At 39.3% G+C, this 20770-nt stretch carries 14 protein-coding genes and 2 tRNA genes; 13 read left to right on the forward strand and 3 right to left on the reverse strand.

The features are described from left to right. Positions 1–56: 56 nt before the first annotated feature. The 3 genes from EV695_RS01620 to EV695_RS01630 form a co-directional block, all read right to left on the reverse strand. Positions 57–350 carry a type II toxin-antitoxin system RelE/ParE family toxin gene (locus EV695_RS01620; RefSeq protein WP_131904170.1) on the reverse strand — a complete coding sequence of 98 codons (294 nt, stop codon included), beginning with the start codon at positions 348–350 and terminating at the stop codon, positions 57–59. Further along, positions 347–568 (reverse strand): addiction module protein, encoded by a 222-nt coding sequence (locus tag EV695_RS01625; RefSeq protein WP_131904171.1) that lies wholly within the window; start codon positions 566–568, stop codon positions 347–349. Before EV695_RS01625 ends, EV695_RS01620 begins: the two co-directional genes overlap by 4 nt. A gap of 153 nt (positions 569–721) precedes the next feature. Continuing rightward, positions 722–1102 carry a ComEA family DNA-binding protein gene (locus EV695_RS01630; protein ID WP_131904172.1) on the reverse strand — a complete coding sequence of 127 codons (381 nt, stop codon included), beginning with the start codon at positions 1100–1102 and terminating at the stop codon, positions 722–724. A 370-nt stretch (positions 1103–1472) separates the two neighbouring features. On the opposite strand from EV695_RS01630, the gene EV695_RS01635 reads away from it, so the two are divergent. From EV695_RS01635 to EV695_RS01695, 13 genes are all read left to right on the forward strand, one after another. Next, positions 1473–2099 (forward strand): OB-fold-containig protein, encoded by a 627-nt coding sequence (locus EV695_RS01635; RefSeq protein ID WP_131904173.1) that lies wholly within the window; start codon positions 1473–1475, stop codon positions 2097–2099. A gap of 91 nt (positions 2100–2190) precedes the next feature. After that, complete coding sequence (locus tag EV695_RS01640; protein ID WP_207906919.1) at positions 2191–4047, forward strand: flotillin family protein; 1857 nt, start codon at positions 2191–2193, stop codon at positions 4045–4047. A gap of 33 nt (positions 4048–4080) precedes the next feature. After that, a complete protein-coding gene (locus tag EV695_RS01645; RefSeq protein WP_131904174.1) occupies positions 4081–9537 on the forward strand; it encodes a DNA repair ATPase in 5457 nt (1818 codons plus the stop codon). A gap of 269 nt (positions 9538–9806) precedes the next feature. Beyond that, entirely contained in the window at positions 9807–9986 is a 180-nt protein-coding gene (locus EV695_RS01650; RefSeq protein WP_131904175.1) for a hypothetical protein, read from the forward strand. A 295-nt stretch (positions 9987–10281) separates the two neighbouring features. Continuing rightward, positions 10282–10836, forward strand: coding sequence for a TFIIB-type zinc ribbon-containing protein (locus EV695_RS01655; RefSeq protein WP_131904176.1), 555 nt, complete (start codon positions 10282–10284; stop codon positions 10834–10836). 283 nt (positions 10837–11119) lie between these two features. Beyond that, positions 11120–11190, forward strand: a tRNA-Cys gene (locus EV695_RS01660). 74 nt (positions 11191–11264) lie between these two features. Next, positions 11265–11351, forward strand: a tRNA-Leu gene (locus EV695_RS01665). A gap of 42 nt (positions 11352–11393) precedes the next feature. Further along, the gene (locus EV695_RS01670) at positions 11394–12431 is read left to right on the forward strand and encodes a DNA cytosine methyltransferase (RefSeq protein WP_243651423.1); all 1038 of its coding nucleotides are present in this window, start codon (positions 11394–11396) and stop codon (positions 12429–12431) included. A gap of 4 nt (positions 12432–12435) precedes the next feature. After that, entirely contained in the window at positions 12436–13854 is a 1419-nt protein-coding gene (locus tag EV695_RS01675; protein ID WP_131904178.1) for a protein NO VEIN domain-containing protein, read from the forward strand. Further along, on the forward strand, positions 13854–14903 hold the full coding sequence (locus tag EV695_RS01680; protein WP_131904179.1) for a DNA cytosine methyltransferase: 1050 nt from the start codon (positions 13854–13856) through the stop codon (positions 14901–14903). The genes EV695_RS01675 and EV695_RS01680 overlap by 1 nt, the downstream gene beginning before the upstream one ends. Positions 14904–15204: 301 nt before the next feature. After that, positions 15205–17070, forward strand: coding sequence for a DEAD/DEAH box helicase (locus EV695_RS01685; protein ID WP_131904180.1), 1866 nt, complete (start codon positions 15205–15207; stop codon positions 17068–17070). A 554-nt stretch (positions 17071–17624) separates the two neighbouring features. Further along, positions 17625–18416, forward strand: a complete 792-nt coding sequence (locus EV695_RS01690) for a phosphate/phosphite/phosphonate ABC transporter substrate-binding protein (protein ID WP_131904181.1) — start codon at positions 17625–17627, stop codon at positions 18414–18416. A gap of 21 nt (positions 18417–18437) precedes the next feature. After that, positions 18438–20594 (forward strand): diguanylate cyclase, encoded by a 2157-nt coding sequence (locus tag EV695_RS01695; protein WP_131904182.1) that lies wholly within the window; start codon positions 18438–18440, stop codon positions 20592–20594. The last annotated feature ends 176 nt before the right edge of the window (positions 20595–20770 follow it).

Here is a 20770-nt window from a genome sequence, read left to right on the forward strand (position 1 = left end):
GCTGTTTTTGATATTACCTATCAACCGAAGCCCCAACTCTCTATAACCGTTATTTATTAACGAGTAACCCAATAATCAGGTTTTCTATGCAAATGAGAAACTGCCACAACTAAAATTTCTTTCTTATCTTCGATATATTGATAAATTAAAGAGTAAGGAAAACTTTGGATCAAACACCTTCGTGTGAATTGACCTATTTGGACATAGGATTTTGGAAACTTAATAATTCTAAGTTTTGAATTATTTAATTCATCCAGAAATCGAAAACCTAAGCCTTCTTGAATAGACTCGTAATACTCAAATGCCTCATCAAGTTCAGCCTGAGCAACTTCAAGAAACCTTACTTTCATTTCTTCATATATTTTGAAAACACCTGCTCATCTGATACTGACTTTAATTCACCTTTCTTATGGGCTTCTACTCGGGAATCAGCTTCCTTTGCCCATAATTCATCTATTCTAGGGTCAGGACTATCGAGGCTAGAAAGTAATTTTTCAGCCACATCTGCACGCTCATTCGCACTCAGTTCGAGTGCTTTATCTAATATAGAACTTGCTGAATTTGACATACATCGCTCTCTTATTAATTTTGAACTATTCAATATTATATCCACATTTTAATGGAATACCGAATAACATCATTTTAGTTCTGAAACTGTCGTAAAAAAACCAGGATAAACCTGGTTCTTTTATTCACATATTAATAAACCTGAACTACTGGCTTAATCGTCTTCCTTCTTTTTAAGCTTTGTTTTCTTTTTCGATTTAACTTTCTGCTCAGCCTTCTTCACGACTTTCTTTTTGGATTTGGCTTTTGCCTTACTTGGAGCAGAGACAACACCCTTAGTTAAAGATAGGCTCGACTTAATCTTTTTATACAGCTTTTCACCAATGCCTTTAACTTCCTTGATTTCTTCTATCTTCTCAAACTTCTTATGTTGTTTTCGGTATTTTACAATATTTAGCGCTTTTTTCTCTCCGACACCCTTTAGATAATGCTGTAACGCACTTGCATCGGCTTTATTCAAGTTAACAATTTCCGCTGATGCAGAAAACGAGACAAAAGAAAGAAATACAGCAAAGAAAAGTGATTTTAATTTCATATTAATTACCTGTTTTTATTGAAGTTATGTAAATGCTTTTTTTCAAAAGCACAACGATATAAACACAAGTTATATTTTGCATGCAATTATTTATTGATAAACGGCAGTAATAAGACCTAACAAATTAAATGATGTCAAAATCAAACATAAAAATCTATCAACCCCTTCTCATTCATACTTAGCATTAAGGTTGCGTTAAATTATTTGCTGATAAAATAATGTAATAAGAAATTTAAACTCAAATCATTTTTGTTGGTGAAATTTTGATCTGAATGGAGTCCAAAGAATTATCATGGAATGATGGGGCAAACAAAACCGCTATAACCGTCTATTCTTTTTTACTAAGACATACTAAAAAAAATAAACATTTATGACTGATTTTCTCAACAATGCATTCGCCTTCCCTACGCTTTTCTATACAGGCTTGCTGATTTTAACCGTACTTTACTGGCTTGCATCCAGCCTTGGTTTTGCAGACCTTGATCTTTCAGAAGGCGTAGAAATTGAAGTTCCAGATGTTGCCGATACTTCTGGCTGGTTAAGCAAATTCAAACTTGATGGGATTCCACTGACCATCAGTATTTCTTTAGTTATCTTTTTTTCATGGGTAATTTGTTTTATTGCCGTACATTACTATCAGGATCAAATATCAAATAATCTTGTCGAAATATTCGTAGGCATCTGGATCATTATTCTAGCGCCCTTTATCTCAGCACCCATTGTTGGAACATTACTTACACCACTAAAGCCATTCTTTCAAAAGCTAAAAGATAGTGCAGAAGGTCGACATGCAGATTCGCTGATTGGTCACCTCGCTATTGTAAGAACCAATAAAGTAACAATGAATTTCGGGGATGCAGAAATAAATGACGAAGGCGCAAACCTTATTTTAAAAATACGCGCTGAAGAACCGAATGACTTTAAACGTGGTGATAGCGTCATCATCACTGAATATATCGCAGACGAAAATACATACCGGGTTAGAGCAACGGCATAACCCATTGGTACAAAACAGCTTCAATAAAATTAATAAAAATAGATTTAAAAAACTTAAAAATAAACGCTAAAACAAAAAAGGGTACATAAAAATGGGTGGTTCACTGACTGTTTTCACAATGATCGCGATTGCAGTAATCGCACTACTGGTGCTGATTATATTAATCTCCTTCGCGCGCTTTTATATCAAAGTGCCTCAGGGTTGGGCATTAATTATTAATGATATGTCGAGTACACCTAAGGTTAAATTTACCGGTGGCATCGTGTGGCCTGTAATCAACAAAAAAGAATTGATGAAAATTTCATTAATTACCCTGGAAGTCGATAGAAAGAATAAAGACGGATTGATCTGTAAAGACAATATCCGTGCCGATATCGTCGTTGCCTTCTACATGCGCGTTAACGAAACGCAACAAGACGTGCTTAAAGTGGCAAAATCGATTGGCGTAGAAAGAGCCTCTGATAGAGATGCGGTACATGAGCTCTTCAATGCAAAATTCTCAGAAGCGTTGAAAACGGTTGGTAAGAATATGGATTTCGTTACCCTATTCGAAAATCGTATTGCATTTCGTGACAGCATCATCGAGGTTATTGGTAACGATCTAAATGGTTATGTTCTTGAAGACGTCGCGATTGATTACCTCGAACAAACACCAATGACGCATCTTGATCCACAAAATATTCTGGATGCTGAAGGTATTCGTAAAATCACTCAATTAACCGCTATTCAAAGCGTCAGCACCAATGAACTATCACGTAATGAAGAACTAGCAATTACCAAAAAGAATGTAGAAACAAAAGAAGCAATGCTGGAGCTAGAACGTCAGGAAGCCGACGCAACTGCCAGACAAAAGCGTGAAGTAGAAACGATTCAGGCACGCGAAGAAGCAGAAACCATCAAAGTTCAGGAGGAACAGCGCTTACTATCTGAACGCTCTCGTATAAAAACTGAAGAAGAACTTCAGGTGATGGAACAAAACAAAATGCGCGAAGTGGAAGTTTCTGAAAACAACCGTTTACGTGCTGTAGCGATTGAAGAAGAGAAAGTAGGACGCGCACGCGAACTAGAAATCGTCTCCAAAGAACGCGAAGTAGAACTACAAGTCATCGAGAAAGAAAAAGCACTCGAAGTCGAAAGAAAAGAAATTGCCAATGTCATTCGTGAACGTGTAATCGTTGATAAAAGCGTTGCCGAACAAGAAGAAAAAATCAAAGAAGTCCGTGTAGTTGCCGAAGCAGACAGACTCAAGCAAGCAACAATTATCGCCGCAGAAGCACAAGCGGAAGAAGAGCTAGTGAAGCAGGTTAAACAAGCGCAGGCAGATGAAGTACAAGCGACGCACAAAGCGAAAGAAATCAACATTCTTGCGCAAGCTAACCTAGAAGCAGCGGCCAAAGAAGCGGACTCGAAGAAGCAATTGGCCGAAGGTACACAAGCAGAACAAGCCGCACCAGGTCTTGCTGACGCTCAAGTAAAAGAAGTGATGGCAGAAGCATTGCAAAAAGAAGGACTTGCTGAAGCGAAAGTCATGGAAGAGAAAATGGATGTCGAAGCAACAGGTAATGAGAAAATTGGTCTCGCTGCTGCGCTCGTTCAGAAAGAAAAATTCAAAGCAGAAGCTGAAGGCTTAATCGAGAAATTCAAAGCGATGAATGATATGAGCCCTGATTCGCGCCAGCATGAAGAATTCCGCATGCAACTCGAAAAAGACTTCGAGCAAGCACTCGCTGAGATCGAAGCGAATAAAGAGATCTCAGACGATCAAGCCAAGGTACTCGCTACTGCACTAGAAAGTGCAAATATCGATATCGTTGGTGGCGGAGATTATCTGCAATCATTCACAAAAGGATTAGGCTTAGGTAAAACCGTAGAAGGTGTTCTTGAGAAAAGCCCTGCACTTGAATCAGTACTGGGAACATTACTCGCCTCAAAAGCTGCCTCTAAATAAAATCTGCTTTTAAATAATAGATAACCTTATCCTATGTCCGATAATATTAACAAAGGCAATAACGGCGAAAAATCGGCTGTAGATACTACAGTTGATACAAATAGCGACGCTGTAGATCAAGCTGTATCTGAAAGTAGCGCTTACGAGATTATTCGTAAGCGCCTCGAACAGCAAGCAAACGATCTAGAAGCCCACACTAAAACCTTAAACGAAGCGCGTTTAGAGGAATTTGGTAGCTCAGAAATGAGCGTGCTTGGGCGTTTGCGTGTTCGTACAGAAAACAATTGTGTCGCCAGAGATATTGCCCAAGTCGGCGATACCTTAATTTTTGGCTACAACGTTTTTATCGGGCTCAAAAAAGAAACGCATATTGAAGACGTTTTCATGCTCTACAAGCTTGTCGAAAAAGACGGGCAATATGAGTTTGAAACACTTCCCGTAAATGAAAGCTTTCTCGGTGAAGCATCGTTTGTCGCAGACTTTAACGAGCTTTATACCTATTACAAAAATGCGCGATTAATTCAGCTCCTTGTTAAAGATAATAAGCTCTTAGCCTCTTTCCAGATCGGCGCGCAAATCACCGATATCCGTGTTTTTCGCTGGAGCATAGATAACCAGAACAAACTCACCTACATTGATAATCGTGGTGAATACGATATTGCACTGCCCTCACCTTATGATTTCGAATGGGTAAACACCACGCGTGAAGATTCAGTAAACGGCAGACATCCACACATCAACATCCTTGATACGGTATTTGTCGAAACCATTGGTGGCGACCTTACCGTAAAAGTCGAAAACAATACAGAAACGGGCAAAGGTATTTACGCCGAACCGGTCGATGAAAAAAATCAATCGATTGACGATGCAGCGATTGCTTATGCCGATTTAGGCAAATTTGTACTGCTACAGATTACTCCCTACAAAGAACAAGTCACACGCTACTTGGTGTTTAACAAACAAAACAACCAGGTAAATCGTATTGATGAAATCGGACAATCCTGCCAACAGCTTCCAGAAGATCACGGCATTATTTTCCCCGGTGGTATTTACCTGCAAAACGGTGAGATAAAAACCTTCGCCGAAAAAACCAAAGGCATGCGCTTCAAACGTAGTATCCGCTCACCCAATGGTGAAGATATTCTGTATGTATTTTATGAAGCAGAAGAAGGCAGAATCGCGCTGTTCTCATACAATATGATCGAAAAAGATCTCGCCAATCCCTTATTCGGACATGGCTACAGTATTTATGATGACGGCAAAATGGTGATCTTCAGCTCAGAAAGCGAAGAACCTACGCGCATTCATCCGATGCAAGTGTGGCAAACCGCCTTCACCTCAGAAGAATTCGCCACTAGCAGCAACACTAACGCCTCCTTCTATACCAATATCGGTAATGCCGAACTGGTTCGTGGTATTTCAGAGCTGTACAGCATCTCTCGTACCATTGATAAACAATCCGCTTCTGCCAGTGTGTATAACGAACTATCACAAGCCTCAGAGCGTTTACAGAGCGCTTACTACTGGTTAGATAAACCCGAACTCTCTGATGTCAAAAGCACCTTACAAAAAATAAGTAAAACCTCAGAACTGGTTCTCGATGAGTTCGAAAAAGTAGAAAATATTCGCCAACGCGCTGATCAGGCAATGCAGGAAGCAGAGCAAACTCAGGCGGATATATTTTCAAAATTATTGTCTGATAGCTGGGATAAAGTTGAAGAATTTGTCGATGCTTTAGACAGTATCCGCAAACAACGCGGCCACTTACTCACAATCAAAGAATACCGTTATATCGACCAGGCCCGCATCAAAGATATGGATGTAGCGCTAGTTGAAAAGCAAGAAGCGCTGGGTGAAGAGACGCTTAAGTTTTTATCGGAAGAGAAATCCTTAATCCCCTATCAGCAAAAGCTCGATAAGCTGGATAAAGAAGCAGAACAAGCCAAAACTCGCGCCGAAATTAAAACCGTCATCGAAAACTATGAAAAGATGGCAGGCGACCTCGATCTAATCTCCGAATTAGTTTCCACGCTGCACGTTGAAGATGCCACGATTCGCACACGCATTATCGAAAGCATCTCCAGCATTTATGCCAAATTAAATCAGAGTAAAGCACGCGCACGCCATAAATATAAGGACTTAGGTTCAGCCGAAGCGGTTGCCCAGTTTAGCGTTCAATTCAAACTGTTTAGCCAAAGCATCGCCAACGCCGTCGGACTAGCAACATCGCCTGATAAAGCAGACGAACAACTCAACCGTTTACTGGTACAGCTGGAAGAACTGGAAGGTCAGTTCAGCGAACACGATGAATTCCTCGCAGACATAATTTCAAAACGCGATGAAGTTTATGAAACCTTTGAAACGCACAAACAATCACTAATAGCAGAACGCCAGAGGCGAGCGCAAAACCTGCTTGATGCGGCAGAACGCATCCTCACCTCATTAAACAGACGCACGCAAAAACTCAGCGATATTGATGCCTTAAACACCTTATTCGCCTCTGATCCGCTCGTTATTAAAATCCGCGATATTGCAGAAAAGCTACGTGAGATTGATGACAGCGTAAAAGCAGACGACATAGAAAGCCGACTCAAAAATAGCAAAGACCAGGCCTTACGCTCACAGCGTGACAAGTCAGAAATCTATGAAGAAGGCGGCAAGGTCATCAAATTAGGCCCACGCCATCGCTTTAGTGTGACAACGCAGGAACTTGATTTAAGCATTCTGTTTAAAGACGACCAGTTAAACCTACACTTGAATGGCACCGACTATGTAGAGCCGATTGACAACGCAGAACTGAATGCACAAAAAGCCTTTTGGCATGTGGATATCGAATCCGAATCAGCGGTGCTTTATCGCGCAGAATATTTGGCGGGATTGATTTTAGAAAAAGCCACATTAAAGCAAGATAATCTCGATTTAGTCATGCTTGAAATTGCAGCGAAGGACGAAGCCGAACTGGTTAAAATCGTACACGACTTTGCCACACCGCGTTATAAAGAAGCGTATGAGAAAGGTATTCACGATCACGACGCGAGCAAAATTCTACAACAATTATTGCCGATTCAAACAACCAGTGGCTTACTGCGTTTTCCACCGTTAGAAAGAGGCTTAGCCGCACTATTCTGGTCAGTCACACAAACACAAGCACCGCAAAATAGCTGGCAAAAACGTGCCTTAAGCGCTAAACAACTGGTCGATGTATTCAATCATCACGATGCCAGCACAAGATTACAGGAAGAAATCCAGCAGCAATTTAATCTCTTCCTTGAAAGCTATCCAATCACGATTGATGAAGCGACCGCACAACGCAGTTGCGAATACTTAAGTCAGGAACTGGCACAGGAAAAAATCAACTTTGTCTCCAGCCAATACGCGCAAAAATTACTCGATGAGTTACGTCGTAATCTGCAAGTTGCCAAAGCATGGAAAACCTTTGAAAGCAGTTTAGAACAGCTCAACAACCAACATCACGAGCGCTGGGCGCTCGCAAGCTCGTGGCTAACTGCGATGTTAGCGGCGCAACAAAACAAAGATGAAAACAGCCAGGCAAATCAAACACTGGCGCATTACGTACCAGAAGCGGTTGCTTTACTGTTATGTGAATCGATTACGTGGAAAGAAAATAATACTGCTCTGGAAATCACCATCAGCGATTTAATGGGCGACCATCCACGCATTCACAAACAACAATTACACCTGAGTTTAGATGACTTCTTAAGTCGCTATCATCAGCACAGAAATCACGTACTTCCCGGTTATCACGACTACTTGAGCATTCGCAGCCGTATCATGAAAGAATCGGCAGAATCTTTACGTCTGGATGAATTCAAACCCAGGCCGTTATCCTCGTTTGTTAGAAACCGTCTTATCAATGAGCTCTACCTGTCATTAATCGGCGACAACCTGGCAAAACAAATGGGAACCGTCGGTGAAGATAAACGCACCGACTTGATGGGCTTGTTGATGATGATTTCGCCGCCCGGTTACGGTAAAACCACTTTAATGGAATACGTAGCCAGCCGTCTGGGATTGATTTTCATGAAGATCAACTGTCCGTCATTAGGACACGATGTATTATCGCTCGATCCAGAACAAGCACCGAATGCGACCGCCGCTCAAGAGTTAAACAAACTCAATCTCGCCTTAGAGATGAGCAACAACGTGATGCTATATCTGGATGATATTCAACACACCCATCCAGAATTCTTACAGAAATTTATCTCATTAAGTGACGGCACCCGTCGCGTAGATGGCATCTGGAAAGGCAAAACCAAAACCTATGATATGCGCGGCAAACGCTTCTGCATCATCATGGCAGGTAACCCATACACCGAATCCGGCGATGTATTCCAGATACCCGACATGCTCGCCAACCGTGCCGATATTTACAACCTCGGCGACATGCTAGGCGATCACGAAGAAGCCTTCTCACTCAGTTATATCGAAAACAGCTTAACCGCCAATCCCGTGCTTGCACCATTGGCAACGCGTGAAATGTCAGACACTTATTTATTGATTGATATGGCAAAAGGCAAACAAGTCGCCTCCACCGATCTCAAACACAATTACAGCGGCGCAGAGCTAAACGAAATCGTCGAAGTGTTAAAGAAAATGTTCGTAATTCAGGAAGTCATCCTGAAAGTAAACCAGCAATACATCGCCTCTGCCGCGCAAAACGATGCCTACCGAAAAGAGCCACCGTTCAAGCTGCAAGGCAGTTACCGTAATATGAATAAAATGGCAGAAAAGCTATCAGCGGTAATGAATGAAGAAGAAATGATGCAAATGATCGAAGATCATTACCTGGGTGAAGCGCAACTACTCACCAACGGCGCAGAAGAAAACCTGTTAAAACTCGCCGAACTGCGCGGCAATATGACCAAAGAACAAAAAGCGCGCTGGACAGCAATCAAAAAAGATTTCATGAAAAACAAAATGACCGGCAATGAAGAAGCCACCATCGGCTTAGACATTAGTGAAAAACTCGGCTTCCTGGTCGACAATATCGAAGCAGTGAATCAATCACTCAAACAAAACGACAGCAGTGAAAAACTCGTTACGCAGTTATCTGATATTTCAAGCACCCTGAAAAGCTCGTTACAAGCGATGCAGCAGGCATCAGAAAAATCCGCTGAAAACGACACGGCAGACACCGAATTAAAAGCCGACAAAGCCTCGATTCTGCTCGCCACCTCACTCAGCAATATGTCTCACAGCATCGAGAATGTGCAGAAGTCACTGGCAGAACCAAAAGCCACAGACACCTTATTAGCCGAATCACTAAAAGCGCTATCGGAAAACCTAAGCAATAAAAACAGCTCACAAAAAACCACCAGCGAAGAAATCGTAGTACAGCTCTCTAAAATCGTAGAAGGCATGACAGCAATGAATCGCGAACTGGAAGAAGTCTCAGAAGCCTCGCAAGAAAAAGCGAAATGGTTTTCGAGATTGACTCGAAAAGAGAAAGAGAAGGAAAAAGGGTTGTAGGTTTTTATTTTATATAGTTTAAATAAATTCAGTGGTTTATCGCACAATGTACGTCGACGATTCCTTATTGAATCTACGACGGACTTTCTTGGCTCTTGGTGAGCCTAGGAAAGCCACCCCCCTACTTTGGGGCGTTTTTTATTAAAAAAAGCACTGGCTCGCCTTTGAGGCGATACTAGAACTTAGCGTGTAACGGGCACTTTTTCTTAATTTAAAAATACACAAGAACCTGATAAGTTAACAATAATTGTTGTTAAAGGAAAAGTCTCATGAATGTATCACTGCCACTTGAAGAATACATAAATGAAAAAGAGAACAGAAGAAACGAAAAGCTAGATGCTTTGCTCATAGAAAGGCTTGAAAGCTTAAACAATGGTAAAAAAACCATACCAGCAGAAGAAGTTAAAAACAGTATATTAAAGAGCCTCAAACAAAATAGTCAAAAATAATCATGGGCATCTCAATACTATTCACTGAGAGTACTCAAACCACTTGAAGCTCGAAATATAGAATTATAATTGATGCTGACGGCTGATCATTTAGGTTGTTTAAAGAGATTAAATAATAGAGTTTAGAGTCACCCCCTACTTTTATGTGTTTTTTGTCCATATTAAATGAAAAACACACCCTACGGGTCGTCGTCACTGTATTCCGACGTTGTCTTCGCTGCGCTTCGGCTAGGCACTTTTTTATTAAGTTAAGTCACCCCCCACCTTTGGGGCACTTTTTCAAAGGATATAAATCATGAATTGTACGAGTTGCAACAACGGTTTTTTAAAGCCCAGTAGTATTGAAGGACAGTTTCCCGCTCATACCTGCACAGACTGTGGTGGAAACTGGATTCTCATAGAAGATTACGCGGCATGGTTAACGCTCAATCCAGACTATCAATTTTCTGAAAATATAAAAATCGAACCAGAAGCCGAAGATACCAAGAAGGCATTAATCTGCCCTGCATCGGGTGCCATCATGAGAAAATTCCGTATCTCAGCATCTAATCAACATCGAGTAGATCACAGTTCCGCTGTCGGTGGAATTTGGTTAGATCGAGGGGAGTGGGAATTACTTAAAGCAGAAGGCTTGGCAGGTTCGTTAAATGCAATCGTAACAAACCAATGGCAAAGCAAAATCAGAGAAAACAGTGCAGAACAAACCTTTAGCAATCTCTATAAAGACAAATTTGGAATTGATAGCTACGAAAAAGTAAAAGAGTTCAGGGCTTGGCTAAATGAACAACCACAACAGGCAGAATTAAAAGCTTATTTACTTGCTGAAGATCCGTATTCGGCAGAGGTATAATTAAGGTCACCCCCCTGGTTTTGAATGACAACTCGTTTTTGTATTTTAAAAACGACCTTGGAATTTATGCAAAGCTAAGTACTAGTATCGCCTTTAAGGCGATACTAGTACTTAGCGTGTAGTGGCAGTTTTTAATTTGTTAAGCCCCCCCCATGTTTTTATAAAATAATTTTATGGTGAATAAATTGACAGTGAAAATTACTGAACGATTTTTTTCATTCAAAGTAAATATTGATGCTATCATATTTGATCGTTATCATATCCCATACATTATGATAATAATGGTTGAGTAGCAAAATGGTTATGCAGCGGTTTGCAAAACCGCCTATCCCGGTTCGATTCCGGGCTCAACCTTCATTCTCATAAAAGTCATATTTACAGTGTTAACCAAACACTAAAATAATAGATTAGTTATAGTAAGACCATCTGCCCAGGTGGCGAAATTGGTAGACGCAAGGGACTTAAAATCCCTCGATGGTAACATCGTGCCGGTTCGATTCCGGCCCTGGGCACCATTCTCTATAGACTAAAATGTATTAATTAAAATGGTGAAAAATTTGTCATATAAAGTATTAGATATTTTTTCTGGATGTGGTGGTTTATCTCTTGGCCTGGAGCAAGCTGGTTTTGAAATTGTATTAGGCATAGATAATTGGCAAGATGCTCTTAACACTTTTAAAAAAAATCATATAAATTCAGAAACCTATTGTCATGATCTATCTAAAATTGATTACAATCATATCGAAAAAAATTATTTAAAAGATGGTATAGATGTCATCGTAGGTGGCCCACCATGTCAAGGTTTCTCCATTTCTGGAAAAAGAGACCCAAGTGACCCAAGAAATAAACTATATACATCTTTTGTAAAATCCGTAAAACATTTCAAACCAAAAGCTTTTGTGATGGAAAACGTACCTAATTTAGCATCGATGCAACAAGGTAGAATCAAAGATATTATTACTTCCGAGTTTGAATCTCTAGGTTACTCAATAAAATCGGAGCGATTGCTTACTTCAGACTATGGCGTCCCACAAAATAGAAAAAGATTCATAATGGTTGGCTTATTAAATGACACTGAATTTTCATTTCCGGCCAAAACCCACTTTGAAAATAAAATTACTACAGAGCAAGCTATAAGCGACTTGCCTGAAAACTCAGTGGTTTGTGGCGCCGGATACCTTAGCAAACCTCTTTCGAACTATCAAAAACACATTAGAGGAAAGTCAAAAGGTATTTTCAATCATGTAATAACAAATCATACTGAAAAAACTACTTCCATAATATCCCTAGTACCTGATGGGGGAAATTATAAAGACCTTCCTAATAAATACAAAAACACTCGTAACGTGAACATAGCTTGGACCAGATTTAATAGCAAAAAACCTAGTCTTACTATAGATACCGGACACAGACATCACTTTCATTATAAATATAATAGGGTGCCAACAGTTAGAGAATCAGCACGCTTGCAGTCTTTTCCAGATGATTTCATATTTTTAGGTTCAAAAACAAGTCAATATAAACAAGTTGGTAATGCTGTCCCCCCCATCCTGTCAAAATCTTTAGGTTTAGCGTTATTGAACAACCTAGGTTAAACCTATGTATACAGTCCCAGAACAATACTCAGTAAGACTTCATCATTGCAGACCAAGATTTAAAAATGATAGGGAAGATGTGTTGCTTTATATGGCGAGTGAAATCTGCTTAATCGGAAAGAAAACTAAAAAGGAATTTGCATCTGAGCTTCTAATTGCAATTAAGAATTTTCGAGGCAATGGTACAAAAGCAGTTAAAACTTTAAACAATTGGCGTACTGAAATCACTACGTTATTAGGATTGGTAGAATTCACTAATGACGGATATTGCAAACCCAGCAGAATGGCTGAGTTGTTATCAGAAAAACAAGATTTAATAGAATTCTTTCGTTTTTTCTGTTTTAAATTCCAATATCCGGGGGGGCACCTAAAACCTGATCGAACTTTATATTTAATTGCAAAAGGAGTTAAATTCAAACCTGTTAAGTATATTTTGAAACTATTACTAGAAGGCAATAAAATTACAAAAAAGAATTTTGGTTTATCTAAAGCTGAAGCTACTCATTGCATTTTTAATGACCTAAGAGTAGTTAGAGATCAACAAGCCCCAACTAAAACGCTTGATTTAATTATGAAAAATAGAGCCCAGGGTGTTGAATATGACTGCAATGGTGACGTCATAAGATATGCTGGGGATATATTAGATTATATGGAGCTTGCAAATCTAGTCTCATACAAACTAAATGGAAGATATTACATCAAGACAAATGAAGTTGAAGTTATTAATTCATTTATAGATAGTAATGAGTACTTCCCCCTTTACGAACCTCTTTATAACTTAGATACAGTTTCACTTGAAGATATAAAACATACTCAAAATGAGTGGTTTACTTATGTAAATGAGAATCTAAATGAAACTTTATTTAAGAGTGACATAATGCAAGTACTACAAGAAGCAAATGACTCTGTAGATCAAGCTGATTCAGAGTTCATTGAAAGCTTATTGATTAGTATTAGAAAAAAGCAAGAAATAAAAGGAAAAGTTAAAACTAAAGAAATAGGTGACGTTGGAGAATCTATTGCAATATTGCATGAGCAAATCAGACTCACAAATTTAAACAGGGAAGATTTAGCTAAAAAAGTAGTAAAGTTACCTGAAATGTTTTCAGCTGGATACGATATAAATTCTTTTGAGGGTATAAGTGAAATAAAAAGATTAATTGAAGTTAAAACAACAATAAGTAAAAATAAAATAAATATTAATAGATTTCACATGACCCCTAATGAATGGGGTGCGGCCGAAACTTTTAAAGACGCATATTATATTTATCGTTTAATGATTTCCTCTAGTGGTGTGAATTTATTCGTAATTAAAAACCCGGTGGGACAGTATAAGACTGATAATCTATCAATGACTCCTAGAAATGGGGTCGATATTACTTACTCTAATGACTCAGGAAAATTAAAGGAATTATTAATCTAATGAAATTAAAAGTAGCATCCTTATTTACTGGTCTAGGAGGCATGGACCTTGGTATCACTGGAGGTTTTAAATATTTAGATAAAGAATACCAAAAATACAACTTTGAAATCGCTTATGCTATGGATTTTGATAAACCAACATGTAAAATCTACAACGATAATTTCAATCACACTTGCTACCACCAAGACATTACAAAGTTATCAGCAAACGATGTTCCAGAACATGATATTTTATTAGGAGGATTTCCTTGTCAGTCTTTTTCCGTATTGGCACAAAATCCTCCTCGACTTGGATATAAAGATATTAAAGGCCAACTTTTTTTTGAGATGTGCCGTATCTTACAGCACCACAGACCACGTTTTTTTGTCGCAGAAAACGTAAAAGGAATCTTGTCCGCAAACAAAAAAAAAGCATTTCCTCTAATTGTAAAAGAATTTGAAAAGTCTGGTTATTTTGTAAAATATCAAGTACTAAATTCCGCACATTATGGAGTGCCACAGAAAAGAGAACGTGTATTTATAGTCGGCTTTAAATACATTCAAGACTATAATAACTTTGAATTTCCAAAGCCTATAATGACTGAGAACTTTACTCCTTTGAATAAGGTTTTAGAACCTGAAAATACAATTGATGATAAATATTACTTTAGTGAAAAAGCAGTTGCTGGTTTAAAAGCAACAAAAAATTTAAAAACCATGAATAAAGGCAGAGCGCAGGACATTAATGGACCTAGCAATACTGTAAGTGCACATCTAGCAAAGGTAAGTTTGAATAGCACTGATCCAGTATTAAGAATTAATAACAAATACAGAATGTACACGCCTCGCGAAGTGGCACGAATACAGTCATTCCCAGAAAGCTTTCAACTAACAGGCTCTAAAACACTAAATTACAAGGCACTTGGCAACGCTGTAGCTCCTGTAATGATGTGGTACTTAACACAAGAAATACAAAAGACAATTGAAAAAAGCATCTTCGAAAAGTCGAAGTCGCAAGGGTCCATAGCAAACAATTATATAAGCCACGAACAACTTAATTTATCGCTTTAATACCCCCTTAATCTTTTGTCGTCATTAAAAGTATATATATTAAAATTGACCTTATTCGATACTTGATACTCAGTGTTAACCAAAATAACAAAAGTTTACTGAAGACCATATTTCAAAATAACTTTCACATTATTATCAATCAAAACCTCAATTAATTTAAATCATACTCTAACATCTATTTTTAGTGTGGTAAGAAAAATGATTATTTATGAATAAACAAATACTCGTTTATCTGAAATATTTTTTACCTTATTAAGAATAAAGTAGTATTGCCTTAATACAACTAATAACAAGAATGACAATGGCTAAGCTGATTCCATCCCTGAATAGCTGCCTTCGTAGAATGCAGGCGGGCGAAAAACGATTCGCAAGGCGTATCGAACAATTACTTGAAGATGACTATTTGTGCTGGTTTGAAATGCCGGTTGGCAAAAGACAGCGCTACACTGATTTTATAATTCTTCATCCATTAAGAGGCCTGCTTTTATTGGAAGTTAAAGATTGGAAAATTGACACCATCCAGTCAATCAATAAAAAAACATTCACAATTAATACTAACTCGGGACAAAAAACTGTCACAAATCCATTGGAGCAAGCTAGACAGTGCTCTTATCAACTCGTAAATGAATTAGCCAAAGATCCTCAATTAATCAATAAAGATGGTGATAATAAAGGCAAGTTAATTACACCTTATGGTTATGGCGTAGTTCTGAGTAATATTACTCTCAAACAATTTAATGATACTAATCTAGGTGATGTTCTTCCATCTCACCAAGTCATTTGTAAGGATGAAATGACAGAAAACAGTGATGCTGAAGAATTCCAAAAACTGCTTTGGAACATGTTTATCTATCAATTCAAAAAACCATTAACAGTACCCCAAATTGATAGAATTCGTTGGCATATATTCCCAGAAATTAGAATCAATACTGGAATTCAAGATGACTTATTTGCGAATACAATTTCCAATAAACCTTCTAAAAAAGAAAAAATCATTCCTGAAATAATTAAAGTTATGGATATGCAGCAAGAACAGCTTGCTCGTAGTATTGGCAACGGTCATCGCGTTATCCATGGTGTGGCTGGTTCTGGCAAAACACTTATCCTTGGGTATCGAAGTTTATATTTAGCACAAACGATCGAAAAACCAATTTTGGTGCTGTGCTTTAACATCACTTTATCTGCACAACTCAGGCAAATAATGGTTTCACATGATATTGCTGATAAAGTGAATGTTTATCATTTTCATGATTGGTGTGGTGAGCAATTAACCAGATATCATATTGATAAACCATCTGTAGGACCTAATTACGTAAATGGCTTAGTAGAAAAGGTTATTCAAGCAACAGAAGCAGGTAGTATTCCAAAAGATCAGTATGGCGCGATAATGATTGATGAGGGTCACGACTTTCAGCCAGAGTGGCTAAAGCTGATATCAAGCATGGTAAATCCAGATACTGATTCATTACTACTTTTATATGATGATGCTCAATCAATTTATAAAAAGAAAAATTTAGATTTCAGCCTTTCTAGTGTTGATATTCAAGCTCGTGGAAGAACCACAATTCTTCGAGTTAATTATCGAAATACAGACGAGATCATCAAATTTGCATATCGATTTGCAAGCTACCATTTTAAGGCTGAAGAAAGTGATGAGGATCATGTTCCATTAATTGAGCCAACGTCTGCGGGACGTAAAGGCAAAGAACCTGCAGTCATGGTTCTTGAGGATCACGATCAAGAAATTAGATATATCATCCATGCTTTCAAAATACTTAATAGCAAATATTCAATTCCTTGGATGGATATGTGTGTAACTTGCCATAGTAAATGGATAGGGCAAAAATTGCAGTTAGCTTTTGTTAATGCTGGTATTCCTAGTAAATGGCTGGGAACTAAAAAGATGAAGAAAGCATATAATCCGAATGATGATAGCGTCACAATCATGACAATTTATAGTAGCAAAGGATTAGAATTCCCTGTTGTCGCCGTATCTGGTGTTGGGTTTATGCCAAGAAAGAATCACAATAAAATTTCTGAGGCAAAATTACTGTACGTGGCGCTAACACGCTCTACAGAAAAGCTATTGGTTACAAGTCATGTCGAAAATGAATTTACTAAAGAACTCGGCTATAAATCCAAAGAAGTTGAAAATACAGAAATATAATCAAACACACCCCCCTACTTTGAGGCACTTTTTTATTATTTCTAATAAAGCTTCCCCTGATTCAAAATCAACCCCTATCTCAAGAAATAATGGGCTAGGATGAAGGGTGTTTGAGCAAAGAATGAGCGAGTTTCCTTCAGCCCCATTGTTTCCCCTCTGAATTTAAAACTATGATGTCGTAAAATAAACGGCATTTATTATTCGACTGCGTCTCACCCTAAAGGGTCGTCGTCACTGCGTTCCAACGTTGTCTCGGCTATCGCCTCGGCTGGGTTACGTTTTTTTTGCTGTAGACAAAAAGGTAACTCGTAGCTTCGCTACGAAATAATAAAAGCCACCTCCCCACTTTGGGGCACTTTTTTAAATCCCAATTCCCCCCAAATGCCGTATATCGGATCGATTACGCAAAATTATATTTATGGGTTAATCTGGCTGATAACAGCAAATATCAATTATAAAAATAATTTGCATAATAAATTTTGCCTTAAAGAGGCAAATTGAAAGGTAAATAAATGAATAAAAATAACCTTCTCACCATTTTTATGATGGTCATTATGAGCGTCGGCTTACTACCCACTCAGTCATTTGCCGAATCCAGTTACACCGTTGGCGTGGTTCCGCAGTTTGATGCGCGTCGCACTCAACAGGTTTGGACACCTATTCTTAAGCGCCTTGAAGCTGAAACAGGTAAAACATTTAAGCTAGTGGGTTCGCCGGATATTCCTGAATTTGAGAAGGCTTTTAATGCGGGTGAGTACGATTTCGCTTATATGAATCCGTATCATTTGATTGTGGCTAACAAGAGTCAGGGCTATCAGCCGATTGTGCGTGATATTGGGCGTAAATTGTATGGCGTTATCGTGGTGAAGAAGGACAGCCCGATTACTGATGTGAAGCAACTGGATGGTAAAGTTGTAGCGCTTCCTGCGCCGAATGCATTGGGTGCCGCGCTTATTCCGCGTACTGAATTTGCGACCAAGTTTATGATTAAGCCCGAATACAAATATGTGAAGAGTCATTCTTCTGTGTACCTGAATGTGTTGCTGGGTCAGGCTGAAGCTGGCGGCGGCGTGCAGAAAACGTTTTCTCAACAAAAACCTGAGGTTAAGGATAATTTACGCATTTTGTATGAGACGACTAAGGTTGCTCCGCATCCGGTTGCAGTCCATCCGCGAGTATCTGCTGAGGTGAGTCAACAGGTTCAGGATGCGTTTTTGAAAATGGCAGCATCTGAAAAGGACACGAAGCTATTGCAGAAGATTCCGATGAAGCAACTTGGTGTTGCTGAGCTCAAGGATTATGACGAGTTACTTGAGATGGGGTTGGAGTCCTTTTACGTTAAGTAATCTGCGGATTACTTTTATTTTATGAAATTCCTTAAATACTACTTCCCCTTTTTATTTGTGATGATCGGTTTGGCCGCCATCTTGCATTTTGTGTGGCTGCCTTATTACGTTGATACAGAAATAGAAAGCATTCTGACTCATGAGAAAGAGAAGACTCGTCTGTTATCAGATACTGTCATCCCTGCGATGTTGTCGGGCGATTTGGCGGAAATTCATACCACGCTTGATAATGTGGTAGAAAAGAACCCGGCCTGGAGTGCTGTGGTTTTGCAAAAGCTGGATGGCACGCAGTTATATCCATTATCTAAAATAGAATTATCACAATCTGACGCCTCTAATATCGTCAAACATTCTCTGATCTATCAAGAACAGGAGTTGGGCAATATTCAAGTACAGACAGACCTTGAGTCACTGATTGCGCCCAAAGTGGAGAAGCTGCAACATCTGGAACTGTTGGTGCTGGTTTCGAGTTTCCTGATCGTTATGGTCGGTGTGTTTCTACAGAACAGATTTATCCATCTGCCCTTGAAAAAATTGAGTATCGCTACCTCGCGCATTGCCGAGGGGGATTTTCTTACGCCCCTGCCGCAATCATCGAATACGGTGCTTTCAAAGTTTGTTGAAAACTTTAACCACATGCGCAATGACCTGGAAAGCCGTGATGTTCAGCTGATGCGGCAACAGACCATTCAAGATGCTGTGCATAATATGCAGTCAAAATTTCTGACGGTACAAGATACTGGCGCGGTTTACTGTGACATGCTGGATACCCTGTTAGAGTTGAGCCAGAGTGAGTTTGGTCTTATCGGTGAAGTGAAATACGATGTTGATAATCAACTCTGCATGAAAGTGCTGGTTGTAACGAATATCGCCTGGGATTTACCGAGCCGCAATATGTTTGAAGCGGTGATTAAAGGCGACTTGACGTTTACTGATATTGATAATCTATTTTGTCGGGCGCTGATAACGGGCAAAGTTGAAATTAATAATAACCCTGAGTCTGAATTATTGAAAATGGACCTGCCTGCGGGCCATCCTGAAATTAGAAATTATGTTGGAATCCCCCAGTACAATGGTAAGCAACAGCTAACAGGCATGGTGGCACTGGCCAATACGAAAAAAGCGTATTCAGATGCCTCTATCAGCGAGCTCAATATTATCTGGAATGCGATCGGCAATTTGATTGATGCGTTTCACCGCAAGGAATTGTTAAGCGAAAGCGAAGCGCATTTAAGAGCCATTGTGGATAACGCGGTTGATGGCATTATCGTGATAGACAGCAATGGCACGGTGCTGACTTTCAACCCCGCTGCCGAAGATATTTTCGGTTATAACGAAAACGAAGTCATCAATGAAAGCATCAAGATTTTGATGCCGCCCATGTACGCCGAACATTATGGTGCGAATCTTTCGAGTTATTTAAGCACGGTTAAATCCCAACTGATTGGCAGCAGCAGAGAGATGGTTGGACAGCGCAAAAATGGCGAAGAGTTCTTTATGGAAGTGTCAGTGGCCGAGGTAAGAACCGGCACTATTCGTCACTTCACAGGAATTGTCAGAGACATTACAGAACGCAAAGAGCAAGAATCTCAACTGATTGCGGTGCAGGAAATACTGTCTGAAAACAACGAACAGTTGCTTGGCTTATCGATTAAGGATGGTTTAACTGGAATCGCTAATCGCCGTTGTTTCGATGAGACCTTGGAAGCTGAGATTAAACGCGCTATTCGTCATCAGTCTTCTATTTCATTAATTCTTTTTGATATTGATCACTTCAAACTCTATAACGACCATTATGGCCACGTGGAAGGTGACGAATGCTTGACCAAACTGGCGAACCTTGTGTCTGAGATTTTTAATCGCGACGGTGATCTGGTTGCGCGTTATGGTGGCGAAGAGTTTGCCGTCATTCTGCCATTAACCAATGAAAGCATCGCGATTAAGTTTGCTGAAGTCATTCGGGAAAAAATCGTGGAAGCGGCAATCCCCCACGAGAAATCACCAACAGCGTCGTATGTCTCTGTTAGTCTGGGTGTGGCGACTCTTGACGTAGGCGAGTTTTCAACCGGATCGGAGCTGGTTGATTTAGCGGATAAGGCCTTATACCGGGCGAAATCAGAAGGTCGCAATCAGGTTTATTCGAAAGAAATGTCGCTGATGACGGCGAAACTTCATTAGTTATAACATCACAGGGATAGCAAAACACTAGCGTTACATCGCCATAACTTTGCATAAATCTTAAACGCGTCATATCTAGCTTTTCATCCAAAATAACGTTGATTCAAGCTTATAGCTAAACCTCTAAAATAAGTCGTGCTGGTTAACGGCTTTTATACGTTCCCCTCTATCTTTTC

Source organism: Cocleimonas flava, from assembly GCF_004339015.1.
Classification (GTDB): Bacteria; Pseudomonadota; Gammaproteobacteria; order Thiotrichales; family Thiotrichaceae; genus Cocleimonas; species Cocleimonas flava.